We start from the raw sequence: 24,467 nt of genomic DNA, 5'->3' as shown, positions 1-24,467 counted from the left end.
CTTAAAACTAATAATAATGAGAAGAAACTATAGTGGTTTGATTTTGGGAATCGTATTTTTTGTATTTATTTTAATTGCTTCAATGATGTTTGGCTTGCCAAGATATAATGTTTGGCAACAAGAAATGGCTGGAAAAGCTGAAATGGCAAAAGCAGAACAAAACCGAAGAATTTTAGTGGAAGAAGCTAAGGCTAAATTAGAAGCTGAAAAATTAAATGCCCAAGCTGAAATAGAAAGAGCAAAAGGGATGGCAGAAGCGATGAAACTTGAAAATGGTACTTTAAGTGAAACTTATAATCAATATTTATTTATTAGAACATTAGAAAAAATTGCAGATAAAGGAGATTTGCCGCAAATAATTTATGTGCCTTCAAACGGATTGTTACCAGTTATGGATGTGAATAAAGGGGTTAAGTCATCGGTAAAAACAAATCAATAAACGTCATTTTGTCATTTTAAAAGATTGGAACATAATTTGATATTTATTTTGTAACTTTAATTTTTAAAAATATAAAAATGGGATTAGGATATTTAATTATAATAGGAGCTATTTCTTTAGTAAGTTGGCTTGTAAGTTCTAAACTTAAAAGTAAGTTTGAATTTTATTCAAAAGTGCAATTAAGAAACGGAATGAGTGGTGCAGAAATTGCTGAAAAAATGTTGGCTGATAATGGAATTAGAGATGTAAGAGTTATTTCTACACCAGGAAGATTAACAGACCATTATAATCCAGCTGATAAAACTGTAAATCTATCTGAAGCTGTTTACAATCAAAGAAATGCTGCTGCTGCTGCTGTTGCTGCACACGAAGTTGGTCATGCCGTACAACATGCTCAAGCTTATAGTTGGCTAACAATGCGTTCTAAAATGGTTCCAATGGTTAATATTTCATCAAAATTATCGCAATGGGTAATTTATGGTGGATTAATATTAATGGCAGTTTCAAGTTTTGGAATCTATGTAGCAGTTGCAGGTTTAGTTTTAATGGGAATTGCGACTTTATTTAGTTTTGTTACTTTACCTGTAGAATATGACGCAAGTAACAGAGCATTAGCTTGGTTAAAAGGCAAAAACATGGTAAGTCAAGAAGAATATGCTGGAGCAGAAGATGCTTTAAAATGGGCTGCTAGAACTTATTTAGTGGCTGCTTTAGGTGCTTTAGCTTCATTAATTTACTTTGCTTATCAGATTTTAGCAAGAAGATAACCGATATAGTATTAAAAGTAAAAATCCGTTTCATGCTTATTGAAACGGATTTTTTTTATTATTACAACTGAATCTGTCTTTCAATTTGTTGGTCTAAAGAAATAAAAGTTTCTGTTCTTGAAACTCCTTCAATAGTTTGAATTCTTTTGTTTAACATTTGCATTAAATGTTCATTATCTCTACAAATAATTTTTATTAAAACACTCCAATTTCCGGTTGTGTAATGACATTCTAAAACTTCAGGTATTTTTTTTAATTCGCGAACAGCATCACTATTATTGGCAGCTTTTTCTAAATATATTCCAACGAAAGCTACAGTTGTGTAACCCAAAACTTTATTATTGACAATAAATTTTGAACCAGAAATAACACCAGCTTGTTCTAGTTTTTTTAAGCGTTGGTGAATAGCAGCACCAGAAATTCCAACCTTTTTAGCAATTTGAAGAATGGGTTTCCTGGCATCTTCCATTAGGTCGCGAAGAATTTCTTTATCTATTCCATCAATTTCAATTTGTAAGTGGTTTACTTTCATCTTATTTAAATTAGGAAGTAAAAATACAAATTAGATTTAAAATTTTAATAAAATTTTAAAAACAAAGCAATTCTTCATTCAAAGAATGTTCTGCTCTTCATTTTTTTATGTTCAAAGGATTGTATCCTAAATATGGAACTACAGTTTCTTTGAAATTCACACCATAATCTTCCAATTCTTTTAATATTGGTAAATAAATTTCTTTAGTAATTGGCATTTGAACACCATAAGTCGTGATTTCTTTGTTTAATATTTTCAATGTCGAAATTGCAACAGGTAAACCTACAGTTTTTGCCATTGAAGTATAAGTTTGATCATCACCTAAACAAACCATAGTGGCATCTATTTGATGTTTTTCACCGTTTAATTCATAGCCAAATTTATGATACATTACAATCATATCTTTGTCTTGAGGTTGTAAAGTCCATTGTTCAGTTAAGATTTTTTCTAAAATTTGAGCTGGAGTTGCATTTTTAAGACCAACTTTTTTATCAGCATTAAAAATATCTAATTCAACTAATTTATCCCAAATGATATCATCTTGTTCAATTTTTTGGATGTAACGTAATTTAATTTCAACTGTATCTGTTGGATGATAAGGTAAAAATGAATTGGTAAAATCCCTATAACTCATGTTTTCTGAATTCTCAATAGTATATGAGTCATCTGTCATTCCAAGTTGAACCAAAACATCCCAAGCACGAGAAAATCCTACTCTTCTCATAGTTCCTCTATAAACGGTCAAAGCATTGTCTAAGCCGTATACGCTTCTATATTTTAAAGAATCTCTATTGGCATAAGCTTCAAAACGTCCAAAGCCTTCTACTTCTAGGAATTCTGTTCTTCTAAATAATTTGTTGTAAGGAATATATTTATAGGTTCCTTCTTGAATAAATTTGGCTACACCACCTTGACCAGCTAAAACAACATTTCTTGGATTCCAAGTGAATTTGTAATTCCATAAATTAGTATCAGATTCTGGTGCTACTAATCCTCCACAAAAAGATTCAAATAAAATAACATTTCCACCTTTAGCTCTGATTTCGTCTAAAACTTTCATGGCACTCATATGGTCAATTCCTGGATCAAGTCCAATTTCGTTCATGAAAACTAAGTTGTTTTTTTTTGCTTCTGCATCTAATTCTTGCATCGCAGGACTTATATAGGAAGCTGTAACCAAATGTTTTTTAAATGAAATACAATCTTTAGCAATTTCAATATGCAGATGAGCTGGTAACATGGAAATTACTATATCAGCTTTTTCAACTGCTTTTTTTCTTTCACTTTCATTGAATATGTCTATTGCAATAGGTGTTGCGTTTTTATGATTATTGGTTTTATTTTTGGCCAAATCAATATTTAAATCAGCAATTGTTAAATGAAGATTTTCTGACTCAGATTTATCTAAAAGGTATTTTATTAAGGAAGAAGCCGATTTACCAGCACCAAAAAGCAAGATGTTTCTCATAGCAAATGTTATAAATATCACACAAATCTACACAATTGTTATATTTTTTAAAAGAATTTTATGATTTATATCACACTTCACAAGGATTTGATTTTATACCTTTGTACTATAAAATGATGTTATGTCGCAAAAGATAATACTTACCGCACTGATTATAGGAGCTTTGGCAATAGTTTTAGGAGCATTTGGAGCTCATGGCTTAAAAAAGTTTTTAACGGTTGAACAATTAAATTCCTTTGAAATAGGAGTTCGTTATCAAATGTATCATGCATTATTTTTGTTATTTGTAGCTCAGACAGGTTATGTTACAGATAATCAGAAAATGGTTGTTTTTTTGTTGACTTTGTTTGGAATACTCTTATTTAGCGGTTCAATCTATTTATTAGCTACTTCGACAATCACAAACATTAAAGCAAAATTTCTCGGACCTATAACTCCAATAGGAGGTTTACTGTTAATATCTTCATGGATTTACCTATTTTATTGCATTATTGCTAAAAAATAGTTTTAAAAGACAATATATAAAATAATATTTTTAATTTTGCATTCTCAACTAGAAGCAACATAACTAAATTTTTATGAATTCAAACACTCAATTTACGAAAACGATTTCGTTAGAAAAATACGGTATTAATAATGTAAATGAAATAGTTTATAATCCATCGTATGATCAATTATACAATGATGAATTAGATGCTAACTTAAAAGGATTTGAAAGAGGTCAATTATCAGAACTTGGAGCTGTTAATGTGATGACTGGTGAATTTACAGGTCGTTCTCCAAAAGATAAGTATATTGTAAACGATAGTGTTACTAAAGATACTATTTGGTGGACGTCTGACAAAGCAGCAAATGACAACAAGGGTATTTCTCAAGATACTTGGAATGCTTTGAAAGAAAACACAGTTAAGCAATTATCTGGAAAGAAATTGTATGTAATCGATGCTTTTTGTGGTGCCAATGAAAACACACGTTTAAAAGTTCGTTTCATCATGGAAGTTGCTTGGCAAGCACATTTTGTAAAAAATATGTTTATCAGACCCACTGAAGAAGAATTAGAAAACTATGGTGAACCTGATTTCGTAGTAATGAATGGTTCTAAAACATCATTTAAAGATTATGCGGCTCACGGATTAAATTCGGACGTGTATGTAGCTTTTAATCTTACGGAAAAAATCCAATTAATTGGTGGAACTTGGTATGGTGGAGAAATGAAAAAAGGATTATTCTCTATGATGAACTATTATTTGCCATTACAAGGAATTGCTTCAATGCATTGTTCTGCGAATAAAGGAAAAGATGGAGATGTAGCTGTTTTCTTTGGTTTGTCAGGAACAGGAAAAACAACTTTATCAACTGATCCAAAACGTGAACTAATTGGTGACGATGAGCATGGATGGGACAATGATGGTGTTTTTAATTTTGAAGGAGGTTGTTATGCAAAAACAATTGATTTAAGCAAAGAAAACGAACCAGATATTTTTGGTGCAATTAAGAAAGATGCTTTATTGGAAAACGTTACACTTGATGAAAATGGTAAAATTGATTTCAAAGATGGTTCTGTAACTCAAAACACAAGAGTTTCTTATCCAATTAATCATATTCAAAATATTGTTAAGCCAGTTTCAAAAGCAGGTCATGCAACAAAAGTTATTTTCTTAACGGCAGATGCTTTTGGAGTTATGCCTCCAGTTTCTAAATTAACACCAGAACAAACTAAATACTACTTCTTATCTGGATTTACGGCTAAATTAGCTGGAACAGAAAGAGGTGTAACTGAGCCACAACCAACTTTTTCAGCTTGTTTTGGAAAAGCATTCTTGTCACTTCATCCAACAAAATACGGTGAAGAATTAGTTAAGAAAATGGAACAAAATAATGCTAAAGCTTATATGGTTAATACAGGTTGGAACGGAACAGGCAAACGTATTTCAATTAAAGATACTAGGGCGATTATTGATGCTATTTTAGATGGTTCTATCGAAAAAGCAGAAACTAAAATGATTCCTGTATTTAATTTTGAAGTACCAACTACATTACATGATGTTAATTCTGCTATACTTGATCCAAGAGATACATATGAAGATGCTTCAGTTTGGACAGATAAAGCTACAGACTTAGCAAAACGTTTTATTGCTAATTTTGAACAATATACAGATAATGAAGAAGGTAAAAACCTTGTAAATGCTGGACCAAGAGTTTAGTAAAATATCTCAAAACAAAAAAGCCTTTCAATTTGAAAGGCTTTTTTTATGGGACAAAAAGAAATAATTATTTTCCTTTATTAACTTCTGTAATGTATTTTTCTAATGCACCTGTCATAGAAGGTGTTTCTGGTGCTGGTGCAAAAATATCTATTCGCAAACCTCTATCAATTGCCTCTTTCTTAGTTGTAGCTCCAAAAACAGCAATACGAGTGTTGTTTTGTTTAAAATCTGGAAAGTTTTTAAACAACGATTGAATTCCTATAGGACTAAAAAACGCTAAAATATCATAATAAACATCTTTCAAGTCTGATAAATCACTCATAACAGTTTTATAAAAAACACCCATTGTCCAGTTTAACTTTAAACCATCTAAAACTTGAGGAACATCATCATTTAAATTATCTGGAGCAGGTAATAAGAATTTTTCGTCTTTATATTTTTTAAAAATTGGTGTTAAATCAGCAAAATCTTTTTGACCTACATAAATTTTACGTTTTCTATACACTACATATTTTTGTAAATAAACAGCAATAGCTTCAGACTGACAAACATATTTTAAATCTTCAGGCACTTTGTAACGCATTTCTTCAGCAATTCTAAAAAAATGGTCAATAGCATTTCTACTGGTTAAAATAATGGCAGTATAGTTGTTTAAATCTATTTTTTGCTGTCTTACGTCTTTAGCAGAAACACCTTCTACGTGAATAAATGTTCTAAAATCTATTTTCACTTTCAACTTTTGTTGAAGGTCAAAATATGGAGAATTTTCTACTTTAGGTTCTGGTTGAGAAACTAAAATTGTTTTAACTTTTAAGTTTGACATATGCAATCTTATCTATTTTTTTGTAAACCAATGATATAGTAAATAATAAGGTCCTATTTCAAGGGTGCAAAGATATAAAATAAAATAAAATATTCTACTTAGAATTAGCTTTTGATAGGTGAGAATTGATAAAAAATAAAAATAAATCATCCCAATGCCTATGATTGCTAGGAATACTGAGATTATTCCTACGCTTAAAAAATTGTTATAATAAAGTAAAATTACTATTGGAAGGAAAATAAGCCCAATATATGTCCTAAAAGTTACTTTTTTTAGGTTGAAAATTTCTAAAAATTCTTCAATATCAAAAATATTTGCAACAATTTTCTCAATGTAAAATTTTATTAAAATAGCCACAAACAATGTTGTAAATATTTGGATAAAAGTAATCCAATTTGATTTTGTAGTAAAATCAAAATAACTCAATACAATTTGTATTAAAAAAGAAAATGAAATTAACTGTACAAAAAATAAAGAAATCGTAAAAGCACTATATAAATTAGAAGTGTCTTTGTATGTTGAAGTGTATTTTTTAGAAAAAGGCAATCTCAAAAATTCACTAAACTGAACTTCAGAAAGTGATTTTACAATTGCAATCACAACAAAGCATAGAACAAACAGAAAGGTTGCCCAATCTTTGTTTTCAATTATTCGTTCTTGTAATTGTAATGCTATCATAATAATGTGTAAAATTACAAAATTAACTTGATTTGAATTATTATAATTTTATTAATAAAAAATATATTTAAAAAGGTTTACTTTTGTAGAAATTAATAAGTCAAAATGGACAAAAGGATTGTCATAATTCCCACATACAACGAAATAGAAAATATCGAAAGCATCATAAATGCAGTGTTTCTTCTAAAAAATACGTTTGATGTGCTTATTGTTGACGACAATTCTCCTGATGGAACGGCAAATAAAGTTAAAGAAATACAAGCTCAATTTCCAGACAGACTTTTTATAGAAGTAAGAGAAAAAAAATCTGGATTAGGAACAGCATATGTACATGGATTTAAATGGGCGTTGGCAAATAATTATGATTATATCTTTGAAATGGATGCTGACTTTTCACATAATCCAAATGATTTAGAAAAGATATTTGATGCTTGTTTGGAAGGAGCAGATTTGTCAATTGGTTCTAGATATTCAAAAGGAGTTAATGTGGTAAATTGGCCTTTAAGCAGGGTTTTGTTGTCTTACTTTGCATCAGTGTATGTGCGGTTAATTACAGGCATGAAAATTGCTGATGCTACTGCTGGTTTTGTTTGCTATAAAAGAAATGTTTTGGAAGTTATTAATTTAGACAAAGTCAAATTTATCGGATATGCTTTCCAAATAGAAATGAAATACAGAGCTTTTGTCAAGAATTTTAAGATAGTTGAAGTTCCAATTATTTTTACAGATAGAACAAAAGGACAATCAAAAATGAGCGGAAGTATTATTAAAGAAGCTGTTTTTGGAGTAATATTACTAAGAATAAAAAAAATATTTAATACATTATAATGAGTTCAGTTTTAATAAAAAACGCTAAAATAGTTAACGAAGGTCAGATTTTTGAAGGAGATGTTTTGGTTGAAAATGAATTTATTGTTGAAATCGCCTCACAAATAAGTTCAAAATCTTCACAAACAATTATTATTGATGCAGAAGGAAACTATTTGTTGCCAGGAGTCATTGATGATCAAGTTCATTTTAGAGAACCTGGATTAACCCATAAAGGAAATATTGAATCAGAAAGTAGAGCAGCTGTTGCAGGAGGAATTACTTCATTTATAGAACAACCGAACACTGTTCCAAATGCAGTTACACAAGAATTATTAGAAGATAAATATCAAATTGCTGCCAAAACATCGTATGCGAATTATTCGTTTATGATGGGTGGAACAAATGATAATTTGGAAGAAGTTTTAAAAACAAATCCAGAAAATGTAGCTGGAATTAAATTGTTTTTAGGTTCTTCAACCGGAAACATGTTAGTTGATAATCCAGAAGTTTTAGAAAAAATATTTTCATCAACCAAAATGTTAATTGCCGTTCATTGTGAAGATGAAGCAACTATTAAGGCAAATACAGAAAAATACAAGGCTGAATTTGGTGAAGATATTCCAATGAAATATCACCCATTGATTAGAAGTGAAGAAGCTTGTTATTTGTCGTCTTCTAAAGCCATTGAATTGGCAAAAAAAACTGGAGCAAGATTACATGTTTTTCATTTATCAACCGCTAAAGAAATGGATTTATTTACTAATAAAATCCCTTTAGAAGAGAAAATGATAACGGCAGAAGTATGTATTCATCATTTGTGGTTTACTGATGCAGATTATGAAACAAAAGGCTCATTTATAAAGTGGAATCCAGCTGTAAAAACTCAAAAAGATAAAGATGCCTTATGGGAAGCTTTATTAGATGACAGAATTGATGTAATCGCTACAGATCATGCTCCTCATACTTTAGAAGAAAAGAAAAACACTTATTTAAAAGCTCCTTCTGGTGGACCATTAGTACAGCATGCTTTAGTTGCTATGTTTGAAAAACATTTAAAAGGAATGATTTCGATAGAAAAGATAGTAGAAAAAATGTGCCACAATCCAGCTAAAATTTTTAAAATAAGAAAAAGAGGTTTTATCAAAGAAGGATATTATGCAGATTTAACGATCGTTAATTCACATTCACCTTGGAATGTGCAAAAAGAAAATATTTTAGCAAAATGTGGTTGGTCTCCTTTTGAAGGGACTAATTTCAAATCGCGAATAATGCATACTTTGGTTAATGGTATAATAGTTTATTCTAATGGAAAAGTAGCGAAAGGAAATTATGGACAGCGTTTACTCTTTGACAGAAAATAGTTTAGTATGAAAAAATTAGTGTTTCTATTTATTTCAATAATATTTTTATCCTGCAACAACAAACCTGTTTCAAAGCCAGATAATTTGTTGAGCAAGGAAGTAATGGAAGATATTATATTTGATTTGGCAATTTTACAAGCAGCGGAAACATACATGCCACAAAAATTAAGTGACAAAAAAATTGTTTCAGAAGAATATATTTATAAAAAATATGAGATAGATAGTGCTACTTATTTTCAAAACTATAAGTATTATGCATCTGATATCAAAAACTTTAAGAAGATTTACAAAAAGGTAAATGATAGAATTAACGAAAACAAAATCAGATTAGATACCGTTTCAGTAAATAGAGTAAAACCAATTTCAACAGAACAAAACCCTAATATTCCTCAGACAGAGTAATTAGGTAATTTTTCATTTCTAAAAAAGTATAATTTAATTCTTTTTTGATTTTTGAATTATCATAGATTTCTACTGAGTGAGAAGATTTTGAAGTAGCTCTTGTGAAACTTCTTTTCTTACCGATAATTTTTGATAAAAACCAATCCAATCTCCAAGCTATTCTTGTAAGTGTTTTGTTAGCATAAATAGAAGGTTTTTTCACATTTAATCCATCAGCAATTGTATGTAAAATGAATTCTAAAGTTGGATTTTCTGCTACTAAAGTATATTGTTGGCCGCTAATTTTGCTTTTCATTAGCTGAATCATACAGTTCACAACATCTTCAACGGCTACAATGCCTGTTCTGCCTTTTGTATAGAATGGAAAACCTTTCTTTACGGATTTAAAAATAACACTACTTCCTTGTTCAGGAAAACCATAACCAAAAATAACACCTGGATTTACTATTACTACTTCCAAACCTTCCTGAAAACCTCTCCAAACTTCCATTTCGGCACCATATTTTGTTATGGCATAATCACCGTGTAATTTTTCGGGATTCCAATCTGTTTCTTCTGTAATCAAGACTTCTCCTTCTTTGGTGTCTCCTAAAGCGGCAATAGAACTAACGTGACAAAGTTTTTTTACACCAAAATCAATAGAACAGTTCACAACGTTTGCAGTTCCTTCAATATTTACTTTTCTTAACTTCTCTTCATCTTTCGGGTCAAAAGAAATCAAAGCAGCACAATGATAAACAATAGTTACATTCTCAAAAGCAACATTTAAAGAAGGAATGTCAGTAATATCACCTTCCACCCAATTAATTTTGTCAAATAAATCCAGTTGATTTTTATAAGCAAAAACATTCTTTACTTTTTCAATGTGTTTTGAATTTCGATATAAAGCTTTTACATCATTATTTTCTTGCAATAAAGAAATCAATAAATGTGAACCTACTAAACCTGTTGCTCCTGTAACTAATATCATTTGGTGAAATTAAATAAAAAGTCTAGAAAATTTTGCAAATTCTTTTTTTTTTTTTACTTTGTAAAAACCTTAACATCATACAATTATGAAAAACTTATTCAATCTAATCTTGCTTTTAGTTGTTTGCCCTGTTTTTGCACAGCATATTTGCGGAACCATTGATGAAGAACCTAGTAATGTGCAATTTAAAACAATTGCTAATCCAAATGCACCTAATTTAACAGAGCCTGTTGCTTATAATGTTTTTTTTCAGATAATTACAAATGATGATGGAACTAGAAATATACCAATTGCAGAAGCAGAAATGCAGGAAGCGATAAAAATTTTAAATACAAAATTTAATCAGTTTAATATTTTTTTTAAATATAGAGGTTATCAATATATTCCTAGTTCTTTTTTTATGAATGTGCAGTTGTATGATAATACAGGTATAGATAATTCTTATTATGATTTACTAAGCTTTGCAAGTAGTCAAGATTATTTAAAAACAGACGCTTTTAACATTTTTGTTACAGAAACAATTCTCAATGGTCAGCTATCAATATATAATGGAGTCACTAGTTTGTATTCTTCAAATTTATGTATAAAAGACACAAGATTAAACACTAGAACATTAGTTCATGAGTTGGGGCACTGTTTCGGTCTTTATCATGTGAATAATATAAATAATGGATTAACTGAAAATATAACAAGAGATGTTACAAGTCCTAATTATAATGCATTAACACATGGAGATAGGGTGCATGACACACCAGCTACACCATTGTCTTTACCTCCATATGAAATTAATAATTGTATCTGGACAGGTGTTCAATATGATCCAGTTGGCGAGCAGTATGGTAATATAGCATTAGATAATTTTGTGTTAAGCGTACCTTTAGCTTGTGATAATTTAAATGGAATTTTTACTACTGGTCAAGGCGAAAGAATGCGATGGAATATTTCTCATACTTATCCAGGATATGAAAATAAAAGAACTCCTATCGAAGAATTATATAAACCTTTTGAAGTTATAGATGTACCAGGAGATGTTGTTATCAGTGTTTCTGACGACATACCAGGAGATGGTATGGCTACTGTTTGTAGAAACATATTAAGACAACATAGATTTCAAAAAGGGTTTAGCTATGAATTTAATAACACATACAGTCCAGACCCTGTAAGTGCAACTATTAATGAAATTCCTGTAGTAAAACATAACACATATCAGTTTGGAGTCAAAATACTACAACTAGATAATCCTAATAGTACATATGGCAATTATATTCATAATGTAGATGTTGTTTGTACCAAAGGTCAAATCTGTACAAACGAGCCATATTTGGGAGGAAAAATTATAAGTGTTGGCAATATAGGTTAACCAATTATAGAAGAACAAAACTTAAATTCTCAACAAATAGACAATCCTGATTTAATAGATAATTTAGACAGTAATGAATATCATTTTATAACAAAAACCACCACTAGCGGAGTTCAAACACAAGAAGTAATTTATAAAACAGATTAAGATGAAAAAAAATATTTTATTAATAATAGTTATTGCGTTTTTGTGTTCTTGTTCAAATAATAATGAAGAAGTAGATAAAAATCCGTGCAATTTTCAAAATTTAGGAATAAATGAAAGTGCAAAATATCCGTTAACTCCCGAAAGTTCAACCGCTGTGTGGAATTGGAAAATAGCAAATGATACTTTAAAAGTACAAACCAGTTATTATTTTAATGGTTTTGATACATTTTTTCAGACCTATTATTTTAAAATAAACGACAAATGTGTTACACCACTTTTTGTAAAACAATATTATAGTGATGATACTATGTATCAAGAATATAGAAAAGCCAATTTTGACGTAATCATTGAAGAATATGCCTTTGGTGGAGATTTTAAATTTAGAGTAAATTCTTTTAGTAATATTTTTATTAACGATCAGCCTTATACTAATCCATCAAACCCTAATTACAATCCATATTTTTTTAAATCACCAAATGGTAATGAAGATATTTGGGTTATGCTAAATAATACTCAAGGAGCTTCAAATTATTATGACGGTTTTGGATTTTAATGTTACAAAAAAGAACAAAATTAAAAGTGTATTGAATTGACAATGCACTTTTTTTATTGTATTTTAAGGATTATCTTTGCACAAATTTAAGATAACCAAAATTTCAGCAAAATTATAAGATGCTGAAATAAATTCAGCATAAAATGAAAAATTTAGTAGAAGAATTACAATGGAGAGGCTTGGTACACGATATGATGCCAGGAACAGAAGAGCAATTATTAAAAGAACCTACTACAGTTTATATAGGATTTGACCCAACTTCAGATTCATTACACATTGGAAGTTTAGTTCCGATTATTTTGTTAAAACATTTACGTAATTTTGGACATAGACCTATTGCTTTAGTTGGTGGAGCAACAGGTATGATTGGTGATCCTTCTGGGAAATCTGATGAAAGAAATTTGTTGGATGAAGAAACATTAAATTTCAATGTAAACGGAATTAAAAATGTTCTTTCTAACTTTTTAGATTTTGAAGCAACAGATATAAATGCTCCAATTTTAGTGAATAATTACGATTGGATGAAAGAATTCTCATTCATTAATTTTGCTCGTGATGTGGGTAAAAGAATTACTGTGAATTATATGATGGCAAAAGATTCTGTAAAAAAACGTTTGTCAGGTGATGCTGGAGAAGGAATGAGTTTTACAGAGTTCACTTACCAACTAATTCAAGGATATGATTTTTACCATTTGAATAAAGAATACAACTGTTTGTTACAAATGGGTGGAAGTGACCAATGGGGAAACATCACAACAGGAACGGAATTAGTTCGAAGAATGAATGTAGATAACGAACAACGTTCAAAAGCTTACGCAATGACTTGTCCGTTAATTACCAAAGCAGATGGTTCTAAATTTGGAAAATCAGAAGGAGGAAATGTTTGGTTGACTGCTGATAAAACGTCACCTTACAAATTCTACCAATTTTGGTTAAATACTTCAGATGTTGATGCAGAAAAATATATTAAGATTTTTACATTTTTAGACAAAGAAACTATTGAAGCTGTAATTGCTGAACATAACGAAGCTCCACATTTAAGAGTTTTACAAAAACGTTTAGCCGAAGAATTGATGTTGTTAGTACATTCAAAAGAAGATTTAGACAGTGCTATTTTTGCTTCTGGAGCTTTTTTTAGTAAAGATATGTCAGATTTAAAGACATTAAATGAAAGTCAATTGGCTGAAATTTTTGAAGGAATTCCACAAGCAGAAGTTGCTATCTCAGATTTAAAAGAAGGAATTGACATCGTTACAATATTAAACGAAAAAACAGGATTTTTATCTTCAAATGGAGAAGCAAGAAGAGCTTTAAAAGAAAATTCAATTTCAGTAAATAAAGAAAAAGTTACAGAAGAATTTGTATTGAATTCAAATGATTTAGTAAGTAATAAATTCGTTTTATTGCAAAGAGGAAAGAAAAATTATTTTGTGGTGAAGTTTGTTTAATTGTTAAACTGTGAAATCGTTAAATTGTAATTCGATTAAACAAATAAACAGTTAGACGATTTAACAAAAACTAAACTACCATAAGGTTACATCCACGAATATCAGAATTATCAAAACGTCCCAGCACTTCGAAAGAATGGTTGGGATATTTTTTACCTAAGTCTTGTGTAGCTATAAACGAACACGAATTAATGTTTGCGAAATCAATCACATTAATGCCACCTGTTTTTCCTTCGTTTACATAAGATAAAGCGTCTTCTGTATCTCTAATTAAGATTTGCATCCAATTTGGACATTCAAAAATACCGTTTCCTAACGAATAAGCTTGTGATAACAATTCTGTCATGCCATATTCAGAATGAATTACAGGAACACCAAAACCTTGGCATAAAATCTCATGCAATTCTTCACGAATCATTTCTTTTCTTGTGCCTTTCATGCCACCAGTTTCCATGATAATGGTATTTTTTAATTGAAATTGATGCCTTTCAATCAAATCTAATAAAGCATAAGTGACACCAATTAAAAGCACATTTTGACCTGAATTGTCTAGTTCAATTAATTTCGCGATAAGCTCATCATAATTGTTTAAATAAAAACCACTGTCATCATGATTGCTACTTTGAATCAAATCATCAACCATGTGAATTAACGAAGAACCTTCTCGTTCTAAATAAGATGGAAGTAAAGCCAAAACGCAATAATCTTCAATATTACCATAGAATTCAGAAAATGCATTTCTATAACTTTCTTCATATAAAGAAACATTAGTGACTAAATGTTTGCTGGTTTGCATTCCAGTTGTTCCGCTACTTCTAAATGTTACTTGAATAGGTTCAAAAGAACTCAAAACTTCATGACTTTTAAAAAACTGAATAGGTAAGAATGGAATTTCAGTTATAGATTTTACATTTTCTTTATTCTTTTTTAAAAGGCTACAAAACTCTTGATATACCTTATTAGTATCAAATTGGAATCGAAAAACCTTTAGTGCGATTTTCTCAAATTCCTTTTTGGATGCGATTGTAAATATATCAGTTTTGGAAATCAATTTTCAGTTTTTAAAATGCAAATATAAGCAACCCTTTCAGAGTTTTAAACTCTGAAAGGGTTTTTGTTAATCCAGATTGTAGTAAAACAAAAAAAGCACCAACGTAATGTTGATGCTTTTTATAAGTATGTTTTTGAGATTCTGAAACAAGTTCAGAATGACAAATTTATTTTACTACTAATTTTCTTGTAGCTGTTTTTCCGTCTTCAGTAACTTTTACGATGTAAACACCAGCGTTTAAGTTAGAAACGTTTACAGTGTTATTAGTAACTTTTGTATTGATAACTTGTTTTCCTAACACATCAAAGATAGCCACGTTCATGTCTAAATTTGCAGCAGAAGTAATGTTTAATACATTTCCTGAAACTGGGTTTGGATATAAAGCTAAACCAGCTATTGTATCGAAGTTTTTAGTTGATAAAACAGGTCCTTGAGCTAAATCACCAGGAGTGTCATCAGTTATAACAATCCATGCCATAGATGTTTCATCATATTCTAAAGAATATCCAATAGGAGTAGTACTAGTTTCCATTACCAAAATGTCAACAGAGTTTAATCCCATTGCAGCACCATCTACTGCTGTAGCTGTCATAACTCCTTCGTAGCTTAAATATTGAATATTGGTTGATCCTGTTTTAGATAAAGCAATTGCATCTGGAGCACCATTCTGTATTCCACTTGTAAAAGTAGTAAATACAACTGCGCCAAAGCCAGAACCTTCATTATCAATAACTCCACTCAATGCAATAGTTTCGTAAGAAGTATTGTTATTTCCATTATACAATGTTAAAGTATAAGTTGATAAATCTGTTCCTGCAGGACCAGCAACTTCAATAAATTCACCTACATCAGTTCCAGCATTATCATAATGAACTTCATTGATGTAAACACCATCAACATTTCCTGTTATACCAACATTCGTTTGAGCAAAACCCATTGAAGACAACAAGATTAAAGATAAAAAGTAAAGTTTTTTCATTTTTTTTGATTTTATATTTGATACAAAAGTAACTTTTTTTTGGTTAACATAAAAGGAGTTAACAAAAAAATAATATACAACTAACACAAAAATTTTAGCTATAACTACTTGACTATAAGTTTTCTTGCGGTGCTAGCTTCTTTTTCTTTAATTTTAATAATGTAAACTCCAGCGTTTAAGTTTGAAATATTAATTTCTTTTACACTTGTAGTAGTGTCAAACACCTTTTTGCCCAGAACATCATAAATTTGAATTTCTTTTTCTAATCCTAATTTCGAGGTAATGTACAATTTTCCGTTAGAAACGGGGTTCGGGTAGATTGATAATCCTTCAATAGTAGGTTCTTGAGAATTACCCATAGCAGACTTGCTTTCTTGCGAATAACTTTCGAAAGTAAGAAAGCAAAATGCTAAAATTAGAGTTAAAACGTAATTTTTCTTCATTTGGGGATGAATTTTATTAGTGTAAATATACAAAAATATTAATACAAAAAGTATACCACAAAAAAAATCCCTCCGAAGAGGGATTTTAAATTATTTTTATCTTTGATTAGAATCCAGCAGTCCAACCAGTAGTCCAACTTGGAGTTGCACCATTTGATCCAGCACCAGTAGCAGTACCTTGAGTCATATATGTTGTATTAGAACCATTGTATTCTGAAAAGTCACCAGAAATATTTGAGAATTGGATTGGGCTAAAAGTTACGAAACCAGCATTAACATTTGCAACTGCAGGAGCATCTGTTGCAACATTGATTTTAATTCCTTTAGCGAAATCTTGAACATATATATTTTGTGCTGTCCATCTTCCACCACCTTCTTTGATGAACATTGCGTGTTCTGATCCTGCTAAAGCTCCTTTTACAATAGAGATATTTCTTAAAGTTGCATTTGTTGTAGGTAATGCAGCTCCATTGTCTCCATTATTTGAACCTTCAATTCCAGCTTTTGCAACGTCTTTTATGTAAGCATATTCTATAGAACCAGAGAAACCATCAGCAAAATCGATAGCATCATCTTCACTGTGTAAAGCAATTAAATACTTCGCATTTACAGATCCACCAAAAAATTCAATTCCGTCATCTCCACTTTTGTATGCTTGAACATATTCAAATGTAGTACCAGCACCAACTCCAAATAGAGATACACCGTTAAATTCTTTATCACCATTAAAAGCAGCACCAGTATATTCTACTCTTAAATATTTGATAACTCCAGAGCTATCATTAGTTTCAGTTCCTCCATAAGTTAAATCTCCAACTTCAGAAGTAGCAGTTTCACCATTAGCACCACCTTTGTTTGTGTTAGCTCTACCGCAGATTACTAATCCACCCCAGTCACCAGTTGCTTTGACAGCTTTTCCACTTGTCATTACTACAGGGCTTGTTGCAGTTCCATTAATATAAATTAAACCATCTTGAGCAACAGCTATATAAGAAGAAGTTCCACCTGTAGCTTCAATTCTTGTACCAGCAGGAATAGTTAAAGTAGCTCCAGCTTTAATTACGAATGAGCCAGTTAATTTGTAAGTTAAAGATGGATCTAAAGTAGCAGATTGACCTGCTGTTAATTCTCCTTTGAAATCATCAGCGTTAATGTTAATTATACCACTAGTAGCTGGTGTTGAATCATCATCTCTTGAACAAGATGTAAATGTTAAAGCAGCAATTGCTAACGTAGATAAAATAAGTTTTTTCATTGTGTTTTTATGTTATTTAATTTGTTATACAAATGTAATAGCGCAGTGCTATTATAGTTTTACCTGTATGTTAAGTGTTTATTAAAAATGAAAAGAGAGGTTTAAAAAAACCTCTCTAATATTTATTTAATGTTAACTAATTGTTTAGAATGAATATTTCATAGAAAAACTAAAGTTTCTACCTTTCTTATAAGAGTCAACAATAACATTTTGTACTTCTTGTTTTCTTTCAATTGTTGGATTAGTTAGGTTTTTTGCACTAATTCCAAATCCAATATTTTTATTTAACTTGAATTTTAAAATAAAATCCAACGTTATAACTTCACTATCTACTAAATCTCCTTTTAAAGATGACCCTAAAGAATATATTCTATCAGAGAAATAAGCACTAGATAATGTAGCTGTTAAAGACTGTTCTTCTGAAAATTCTTTATTTAAGCTAATGTCGGCATTAACTAATAAATCAGAAGCCCCTGTTAGTCGTGAGTTTTTATTTGTAAAGAAAGAAGTAAATGTTCCTTCAGTTTCTCTAAATACCTTATCAGAATCTAAATCTTGATCAGTGTGCAGATATGAGATATTTAAACCAGATGCTATATTGGTTTTTGAATCATTTTTTCCTTCAACATTATAAATGTCTTTTCTAATTTCTAATTCGGCTCCAATACCAACTGCTTTTTCTCCAGAATTTACCCAAGAAATATCATTTGTTGCAGAAGCAATAATTACTTCATTTATTGGATTTAATATATATTTTCCAAAACCTGTTAATGAAATTACTTCACCACCTTTAGGGAAGTATTCCCATTTCAAATCAAAATTGTAATCAGTAGAGTTGTAAAGATTTGTATTTCCTTGGTATGATTGTCCAACCTCTTCAAATAAGAAAGGAGCTCTTTCTTTAAATTGAGGTAAAGTATATGTTTTACTAGCTGCTAATTTTAAATTTTGTTTTTCAGTTAATTCATATTTTGCTGATAAAGAAGGTAAATATTCCATTGTATCAAATAGAGTTTTCCCTTGCTTCAAAGAAGTGTCATAAAAAATATCTTGAATTATGTATTCAGAACGAAATGCACCAATAACATATAATTTAGGTGTGAATTGGTATTCAATTGCACCAAATCCAGCAGAAATAATTTGTTGACCGTTAAAATTTTGTGGAACCAAAGCGTTTGACGTTGAAATATCTCCTCTAAATGTTCTTAGAGAAAAGAAATTAGCATCAAGATTTGCTTGATTAAAATAACCATCAAGATTATTTATATCGACTGTTGGTTGTGAATCAAAATTGCTTCTTGTTATTGCTAAATTAATTTGAGTGGCATCAAAATTAATTTCTTTATATCGAGCACTATAACCTCCAATTAACTTTCCTTTATAATCTCCATCTTCATTTTTTGCAAATTTGTATGATAAATTTAAATTACCAGCAACTTCATCGTCGGTCATTTCTTGATAAAATCTGTGATTATCTGACTGATTAATGTCAGAAGCCACTAAACGAGAATTTGGATCGTCAAATTGAAAAGGGACAATTGTGTTTTGCATACGATCCGGAACCACATTAGTCAAGGTATTGTATGATAATCCCCAGTCTAATTTAACTCTTTCACCAAATTTATGATCACCTAAAAGTTGGTTTACTAATAAATATGTTCTATCAAATGTAGAACGACGAATAAATCCACCACCATTTTGTGCAGTTCCGTTAGCATCTATAATTCCATTAAACTCTTCGTGGTTTTGAGAAGCTGAATTAATTAACATTGAATTTATACGAAGATTGTGGTTTTCGTTAATTCTATAATTAATATTAGCCATAGCATTTGAATTGGTTTGATAGTTATATGCTTTTCTATTAAGATCTTTAACAGCTAATCCTTGAACATTAACACTACCTCTTCTTACACCTTCTTTATAAGTGTATGCATTGTCAAAAGAAGCATTAACAAAGAAGCTTAATTTGCTGTTTTCTCCAAAAGAGTAGGAATCTCCCCCTCTAACATATAAAGAACTATTTGCTGGTGTAGCAGCTTGTTTATCCCAACTGGTAGAAAAGTTATATGCCGATAAAGGATCATTAGGGATAGGCTCGTTACTAAATCCATGAAAACTTGGACCGTCTTGTAAGTAGAATTTATCTTGTTGCATCGCGTTTGAATTTCCACCAAACCCAGTTCCAACTTCTAAAGTACCATCACCTTTATAATTCTTTGAGACGATATCAACATTTGCTCCAGCAAAGTCTCCATAATTTTTATAATTATACGTTTTATCAATACCAATATATTCTACAATATCAGTTGAGAAGATTTCAAGATTTATATTCTTTTTTGAAGGATTGTTTGAGGGTAATGGCAATCCATTTAAAGTTGTAGAATTATACCTGTCTCCCAATCCCCTAACATAGATACTTCCTGAACCTTCTTGTTTAGTAATTCCTGTTGTTTTAGTTACAGCAGCAGCCACATCACTAATACCTTTGTTTGAGATTTCTTCAGCTCCAATTGATTGTTTAATTTCAACAGCTTTTTGTTGCTCTTGCAATAATGCCTTAACACTTTCTTGTGTAACTGTTGCAGTTAATACAACATCTTCTAGTGTTACACCTTCTGTTTCTAGAGTGTAATTAATTACTTTTTTCTCATTAGCTTTTACAGAAAAAGGAATTTCTACCGATTTATATCCAAGAAATCCAATTACTAAAGTATGGTTTCCTGGAGAAACCGTTAAACTATATTTTCCATTCTCATCTGTTGATGTACCATTTGAAGTACCTTTCAACATTACATTAGCAAAAGCTAGAGGTTCGTTATCGTATTCTTTATCTAGTATAAGACCAGAAACTGTAGCTTTTTGTGCAAAACAGAAAGAAGATAATAATAAGGTAAATAATAAAAATTGTAGTCTCATTTTGTGATTTTATATTTTGTGCAAAGAACGTGTCAGTAAATTACTTTAGTGTTACTCGTTTGTTATGAATAGGTTTATCAGATGTTACCATAAGGTTACTGCATTAAATAATTGTTAACAGCTTAAAAGATTTTATTTTATCTTTACATTTGTCGAACAAAACCAAAATTTTTGTTACATGAAAAAAAGAGAAATTAAAATTCTATTAGTTGATGATGAGCCAGATATTTTAGAAATAGTAGGTTATAATTTATCACAAGAAGGTTACCAAGTTGTAACAGCATCAAATGGTAAAGAAGCTGTCACAAAAGCCAAAAAAGAAATTCCTCATTTAATAATTATGGATGTGATGATGCCAGAAATGGATGGAATTGAAGCCTGTGAAAATATTAGAAAACTACCTGAATTAGAACATACAATCATTACTTTTCTAACAGCTCGTTCTGAAGATTATTCACAATTAGCAGGTTTTGATGCTGGAGCTGATGATTATATTTCAAAACCTATAAAACCAAAAATTCTTGTTAGTAAGGTAAAAGCTTTATTAAGACGTTTAAAAGAAAAAGAAGAAAAAGAAGATATTTTAAATGTAAACGGCATTGAAATCAACAGAGAAGAATATAAAATTGTTAAAGACGGTAAAGAGATAATTTTACCAAGAAAAGAATTTGAATTATTCTATTTGTTAGCTTCAAAACCAGGCAAAGTGTTTAAAAGAGATGAAATACTTGATAAAGTTTGGGGTAATGAAGTAATTGTTGGTGGAAGAACTATTGATGTTCATATTAGAAAGCTTCGTGAAAAAATTGGAGATGATTTCTTTAAAACAATTAAAGGAGTTGGTTATAAAATAGAATTTTAATGCTATTTAATTTCAAAAAATCATATAAATTTGCCACAATATCTTCTTTATACATAAGTCTGTTTTTAGGTGTATTGTTAGGAATAACTCACTTTTCCATAACAGAAATACCACTACTTTATTTCGTCTTATTTATAATAGTCACTTTTTCTTTCTCTTTTCTAGTATTGCAATATCGTGTAGAAAAATTTATATATAAAAGGGTTAAAAAGATTTATGATGATGTTTCTCTTTTAGAAAATAGCTCATTCAGAAATCAGTCTATTACTACTGATATGGCAACTTTGACCAAAGAAGTTCAGAAGTTTGCTAAAGATAAAAAGCTTGAAATTGAAACCTTAAAAATTCGAGAAGAATACAGACGAGAATTTTTAGGAAATGTCTCTCATGAATTAAAAACACCTCTTTTTACTGTTCAAGGATATTTGTTGACACTGTTAGATGGTGCAATGGACGATAAAAATATTCGTAAAAAATATTTACAACGTGCTGAAAAAGGGGTTGAACGTCTTATCTATATTGTAAAAGACTTAGACATGATAACCAAGCTTGAAACAGGAGATATTAATCTTGAATTATCAGAATTTGATATAGTAGAAGTAGTGCAAAATGTTTTTGATTTATTAGAAATGCGTGCTTCAAAGAAAAACATTACACTTACTTTTGATGTTAAATACAAACAAAAAGTTTTAGTTTTTGCAGATCAAGAAAAGATACAGCAAGTAGTAACCAATTTAGTAATGAATTCCATTAAATACGGTAAAGAAAACGGAACAACTGAAGTTAGTATTGAAGATTTAGTCAACAATAAAGTTATTGTTAGAATTACTGATAACGGTGAAGGAATTGAAAAGAAACACATTCCAAGGTTGTTTGAACGTTTTTATCGTGTTGACAAAAGTGGAGCTCGTACCGAAGGTGGTTCGGGATTAGGTTTAGCAATAGTAAAACATATTGTTGAAGGTCACGATGAAAAAATTTATATTGAAAGCGAATTTGGTGTAGGTTCTGAATTTTCTTTTACCTTAGAAAAGGTCAAATAATTCTTTCCAAGTAATTTTTTTGCTATAATTATTAAAACCTTTATAAAAATCAATTTTGTCTAGTTTTTTGAAAGTAAATTTCTCTTGTTTACACGTGGGAATAATTCCTTCCTTGTCAAATTTTTTTGCTAAATATTCTTGTTCATATTGACCAGGAGTTGGAATAAAAAATGCTTTCTTATTCAATTTAGCCAAATCCATAACAGTTGTATAACCAGAACGACAAAGAATATGATTGCTTTCATTAAATGTTGCTTCCAATTCAGCACTATTCATGAAATTGTAAAAAGTAACGTTTCCTTTTTCTTCTTTTTTCTGATTTTTTTCAACGATTCCTTTAATAAAAACAACTCTTTTAGAATAATTTTCTAATTCAAGAATAATTTTTTCTTCTAAAATAGTTCGTTGAGGTTCTGGACCAGAAAGTAAAACCATTAAATCATATTTTATGGGCATTGGTTTTTTGCACAACCTACTTAATGGTCCTATGTATTTTACATTTTTTATTGATTCAGTTGGATGACCTAATTTTCCGGATAAATTTGGAGTTTTTTCTACATCTGGAACCCAACATTCATCAAATTTTTGAATGTATTTTTTATGTAGTTTTGTAGTAATCCATGAAGTATTTCCGGTTAAAACATTTAATTGATGCGTCATAAATACAGAAGGAACATCTTTAGAATAAACACCTAAACGGTTATCTGAAATTATTCCATCAAAATTATAAGCTTTTAGAATTTTATTAATTTTTCTTCTTTCTTTTTTAATAGTTGAAATAATTTTTGGCAATTGAGCAATCATTTTCCATTTGAAATGTTTACCTTTTTCTGCATATTGAATATCATAAGAGGGCAATTCAAAAGAAATAAGTTTAGGAAATTCTTTCTTTAATAATTCTAAAGCAACTCCATCTGAGGCAATTATAGGTTCATAACCATTATCCAATAATCCTTGAATAATTGGAATACATCTCGTGGCATGACCTAAACCCCAATTTAGAGGAGCAACTATTATTTTTTTCATTGAAAAGAATTCTTTACAAATTTAATTTTTTAAAGCAGAAATAAATTGTTCGGCTAGTTTATTTTCATATTCAAAATGTTCTTCTTCAACAGCTACTTTATGAATATCGTGTCTGTATAACTTCCATTTTTTATTATTGTATTCTAAAGCGGTTAAATTTTCTATCCAATCACCAGAATTTAAATACATTGTTTCTCCTTTGTCCGTCTTAATTCTATCCATTTTTGGTTCGTGAATGTGACCACAAATTACATAATCATACTTGTTTTCAATGGCCAATTCTGTACAAACATTCTCAAAATTTGTTATGAATTTCATGGCAGATTTTACATTGTTTTTTATTTTTTTGGAAAGCGAATAAGGTTCTTTATTCATTTTAGATAAAACCCAATTAATAAAACGATTAATTAGGATCAACATATCATAACCCCAACCACCTAATTTAGCTAGCCATTTAGCATGAGTAATTGATGAGTCAAAGACATCACCGTGAAAAACCCAAGCTTTTTGACCATCTAGCTCTAGTACTAATTTATCGAGTAAGCTAAGATTGCCTAAATGCAAGTCAGTAAATTTTCTTAAAAATTCATCATGATTTCCGGTTAAATAATACACTTTCGTTCCTTTTGAGCTTAGAGAAATTATTTTTTTAATAACTTTTAAATGACTTTGGGGAAAATAAGATTTTCTAAATTGCCAAATATCTATAATATCTCCATTTAGAATTAATGTTTTTGGTTTTATAGAAGATAAATAATTTAGCAATTCTTTAGCATGACAACCATATGTTCCAAGATGAACATCAGAAATAACAACAAGTTCTACTTTTCTTTTCTTCAAAACAAAATATTTTTACAAAAAAAGAACTTTTAAGATGGAATAAAGTTATATAAAGATTATCAAAACTTTATTTTTAGTAATTTTACC

24 protein-coding genes are annotated in these 24,467 nt (G+C 29.9%); 12 read left to right on the top strand and 12 right to left on the bottom strand.

The genetic code is table 11. From position 1 onward, the window contains the following. Positions 1–16 precede the first annotated feature (16 nt). Both AABJ49_RS02315 and AABJ49_RS02310 read left to right on the top strand, forming a co-directional pair. The gene (locus AABJ49_RS02315) at positions 17–439 is read left to right on the top strand and encodes a hypothetical protein (protein WP_338375776.1); all 423 of its coding nucleotides are present in this window, start codon (positions 17–19) and stop codon (positions 437–439) included. 77 nt (positions 440–516) lie between these two features. Beyond that, entirely contained in the window at positions 517–1,206 is a 690-nt protein-coding gene (locus tag AABJ49_RS02310) for a zinc metallopeptidase (protein WP_338375774.1), read from the top strand. 61 nt (positions 1,207–1,267) lie between these two features. Here the strand turns inward: AABJ49_RS02310 and AABJ49_RS02305 are convergent, their stop codons facing one another. Then, on the bottom strand, positions 1,268–1,738 hold the full coding sequence (locus tag AABJ49_RS02305) for an Lrp/AsnC ligand binding domain-containing protein (RefSeq protein ID WP_338375773.1): 471 nt from the start codon (positions 1,736–1,738) through the stop codon (positions 1,268–1,270). A 97-nt stretch (positions 1,739–1,835) separates the two neighbouring features. Further along, positions 1,836–3,206 (bottom strand): saccharopine dehydrogenase C-terminal domain-containing protein, encoded by a 1,371-nt coding sequence (locus tag AABJ49_RS02300; protein ID WP_338375771.1) that lies wholly within the window; start codon positions 3,204–3,206, stop codon positions 1,836–1,838. A 121-nt stretch (positions 3,207–3,327) separates the two neighbouring features. Between AABJ49_RS02300 and AABJ49_RS02295 the strand changes: the two genes are divergently transcribed. Together AABJ49_RS02295 and pckA are read left to right on the top strand one after the other, a co-directional pair. Then, positions 3,328–3,711: a DUF423 domain-containing protein gene (locus tag AABJ49_RS02295; protein WP_338375769.1), complete on the top strand. Its 384-nt coding sequence runs from the start codon at positions 3,328–3,330 to the stop codon at positions 3,709–3,711. Positions 3,712–3,784: 73 nt separating this feature from the next. Further along, positions 3,785–5,410 (top strand): phosphoenolpyruvate carboxykinase (ATP), encoded by a 1,626-nt coding sequence (gene pckA / locus AABJ49_RS02290; protein ID WP_338375767.1) that lies wholly within the window; start codon positions 3,785–3,787, stop codon positions 5,408–5,410. A 67-nt stretch (positions 5,411–5,477) separates the two neighbouring features. Here the strand turns inward: pckA and AABJ49_RS02285 are convergent, their stop codons facing one another. Together AABJ49_RS02285 and AABJ49_RS02280 are read right to left on the bottom strand one after the other, a co-directional pair. Then, positions 5,478–6,236, bottom strand: coding sequence for a uroporphyrinogen-III synthase (locus AABJ49_RS02285; protein ID WP_338375765.1), 759 nt, complete (start codon positions 6,234–6,236; stop codon positions 5,478–5,480). A 12-nt stretch (positions 6,237–6,248) separates the two neighbouring features. Beyond that, positions 6,249–6,914: a DUF4271 domain-containing protein gene (locus AABJ49_RS02280; protein WP_338375763.1), complete on the bottom strand. Its 666-nt coding sequence runs from the start codon at positions 6,912–6,914 to the stop codon at positions 6,249–6,251. Between the two features lie 105 nt (positions 6,915–7,019). Between AABJ49_RS02280 and AABJ49_RS02275 the strand changes: the two genes are divergently transcribed. From AABJ49_RS02275 to AABJ49_RS02265, 3 genes are read left to right on the top strand one after another with little or no spacing between them, the layout of a single operon-like run. Beyond that, positions 7,020–7,742 (top strand): polyprenol monophosphomannose synthase, encoded by a 723-nt coding sequence (locus AABJ49_RS02275; RefSeq protein ID WP_338375761.1) that lies wholly within the window; start codon positions 7,020–7,022, stop codon positions 7,740–7,742. Then, positions 7,742–9,085 carry a dihydroorotase gene (locus AABJ49_RS02270; protein WP_338375759.1) on the top strand — a complete coding sequence of 448 codons (1,344 nt, stop codon included), beginning with the start codon at positions 7,742–7,744 and terminating at the stop codon, positions 9,083–9,085. Before AABJ49_RS02275 ends, AABJ49_RS02270 begins: the two co-directional genes overlap by 1 nt. 6 nt (positions 9,086–9,091) lie before the next feature. Next, complete coding sequence (locus tag AABJ49_RS02265; protein WP_338375757.1) at positions 9,092–9,487, top strand: DUF4296 domain-containing protein; 396 nt, start codon at positions 9,092–9,094, stop codon at positions 9,485–9,487. Here the strand turns inward: AABJ49_RS02265 and AABJ49_RS02260 are convergent. Then, the gene (locus AABJ49_RS02260) at positions 9,465–10,457 is read right to left on the bottom strand and encodes an NAD-dependent epimerase/dehydratase family protein (protein WP_338375755.1); all 993 of its coding nucleotides are present in this window, start codon (positions 10,455–10,457) and stop codon (positions 9,465–9,467) included. The two genes, AABJ49_RS02265 and AABJ49_RS02260, sit on opposite strands and share 23 nt — an antisense overlap. A gap of 85 nt (positions 10,458–10,542) precedes the next feature. On the opposite strand from AABJ49_RS02260, the gene AABJ49_RS02255 reads away from it, so the two are divergent. The 3 genes from AABJ49_RS02255 (at position 10,543) to tyrS (ending at position 13,965) form a co-directional block, all read left to right on the top strand. Beyond that, positions 10,543–11,817, top strand: coding sequence for a hypothetical protein (locus AABJ49_RS02255; RefSeq protein WP_338375753.1), 1,275 nt, complete (start codon positions 10,543–10,545; stop codon positions 11,815–11,817). 148 nt (positions 11,818–11,965) lie between these two features. Continuing rightward, positions 11,966–12,517: a hypothetical protein gene (locus AABJ49_RS02250; RefSeq protein ID WP_338375751.1), complete on the top strand. Its 552-nt coding sequence runs from the start codon at positions 11,966–11,968 to the stop codon at positions 12,515–12,517. A gap of 143 nt (positions 12,518–12,660) precedes the next feature. Then, entirely contained in the window at positions 12,661–13,965 is a 1,305-nt protein-coding gene (gene tyrS / locus AABJ49_RS02245; protein ID WP_338375750.1) for a tyrosine--tRNA ligase, read from the top strand. Between the two features lie 70 nt (positions 13,966–14,035). On the opposite strand, the gene AABJ49_RS02240 is transcribed toward tyrS, so the two are convergent. The 5 genes from AABJ49_RS02240 to AABJ49_RS02220 form a co-directional block, all read right to left on the bottom strand. Then, positions 14,036–15,016 carry an acyl transferase gene (locus tag AABJ49_RS02240; RefSeq protein WP_338375748.1) on the bottom strand — a complete coding sequence of 327 codons (981 nt, stop codon included), beginning with the start codon at positions 15,014–15,016 and terminating at the stop codon, positions 14,036–14,038. Positions 15,017–15,182: 166 nt separating this feature from the next. Beyond that, positions 15,183–15,995, bottom strand: a complete 813-nt coding sequence (locus AABJ49_RS02235) for a T9SS type A sorting domain-containing protein (RefSeq protein WP_338375746.1) — start codon at positions 15,993–15,995, stop codon at positions 15,183–15,185. 104 nt (positions 15,996–16,099) lie between these two features. After that, positions 16,100–16,438, bottom strand: a complete 339-nt coding sequence (locus AABJ49_RS02230; protein WP_338375744.1) for a T9SS type A sorting domain-containing protein — start codon at positions 16,436–16,438, stop codon at positions 16,100–16,102. Between the two features lie 106 nt (positions 16,439–16,544). Further along, entirely contained in the window at positions 16,545–17,693 is a 1,149-nt protein-coding gene (locus tag AABJ49_RS02225; protein ID WP_338375742.1) for a hypothetical protein, read from the bottom strand. 144 nt (positions 17,694–17,837) lie between these two features. Continuing rightward, the gene (locus AABJ49_RS02220; RefSeq protein WP_338375741.1) at positions 17,838–20,609 is read right to left on the bottom strand and encodes a TonB-dependent receptor; all 2,772 of its coding nucleotides are present in this window, start codon (positions 20,607–20,609) and stop codon (positions 17,838–17,840) included. Between the two features lie 178 nt (positions 20,610–20,787). Between AABJ49_RS02220 and AABJ49_RS02215 the strand changes: the two genes are divergently transcribed. Further along, positions 20,788–21,471 (top strand): response regulator transcription factor, encoded by a 684-nt coding sequence (locus AABJ49_RS02215; RefSeq protein WP_338375740.1) that lies wholly within the window; start codon positions 20,788–20,790, stop codon positions 21,469–21,471. Continuing rightward, complete coding sequence (locus AABJ49_RS02210; protein WP_338375739.1) at positions 21,471–22,514, top strand: ATP-binding protein; 1,044 nt, start codon at positions 21,471–21,473, stop codon at positions 22,512–22,514. Before AABJ49_RS02215 ends, AABJ49_RS02210 begins: the two co-directional genes overlap by 1 nt. Here AABJ49_RS02210 and AABJ49_RS02205 read toward each other — a convergent pair. Both AABJ49_RS02205 and AABJ49_RS02200 read right to left on the bottom strand, forming a co-directional pair. Next, positions 22,497–23,540: a glycosyltransferase gene (locus tag AABJ49_RS02205; RefSeq protein ID WP_338375737.1), complete on the bottom strand. Its 1,044-nt coding sequence runs from the start codon at positions 23,538–23,540 to the stop codon at positions 22,497–22,499. The two genes, AABJ49_RS02210 and AABJ49_RS02205, sit on opposite strands and share 18 nt — an antisense overlap. Positions 23,541–23,561: 21 nt before the next feature. Then, positions 23,562–24,380: a UDP-2,3-diacylglucosamine diphosphatase gene (locus AABJ49_RS02200; RefSeq protein ID WP_338375735.1), complete on the bottom strand. Its 819-nt coding sequence runs from the start codon at positions 24,378–24,380 to the stop codon at positions 23,562–23,564. Between the last annotated feature and the right edge of the window lie 87 nt (positions 24,381–24,467).

Source organism: uncultured Flavobacterium sp. (genome assembly GCF_963922255.1).
In the GTDB taxonomy this organism is placed as follows: Bacteria; Bacteroidota; Bacteroidia; order Flavobacteriales; family Flavobacteriaceae; genus Flavobacterium.
The sequence above is the reverse complement of the archived record's forward strand: the minus strand, read 5'-3'. Positions and strand labels throughout refer to the sequence as shown.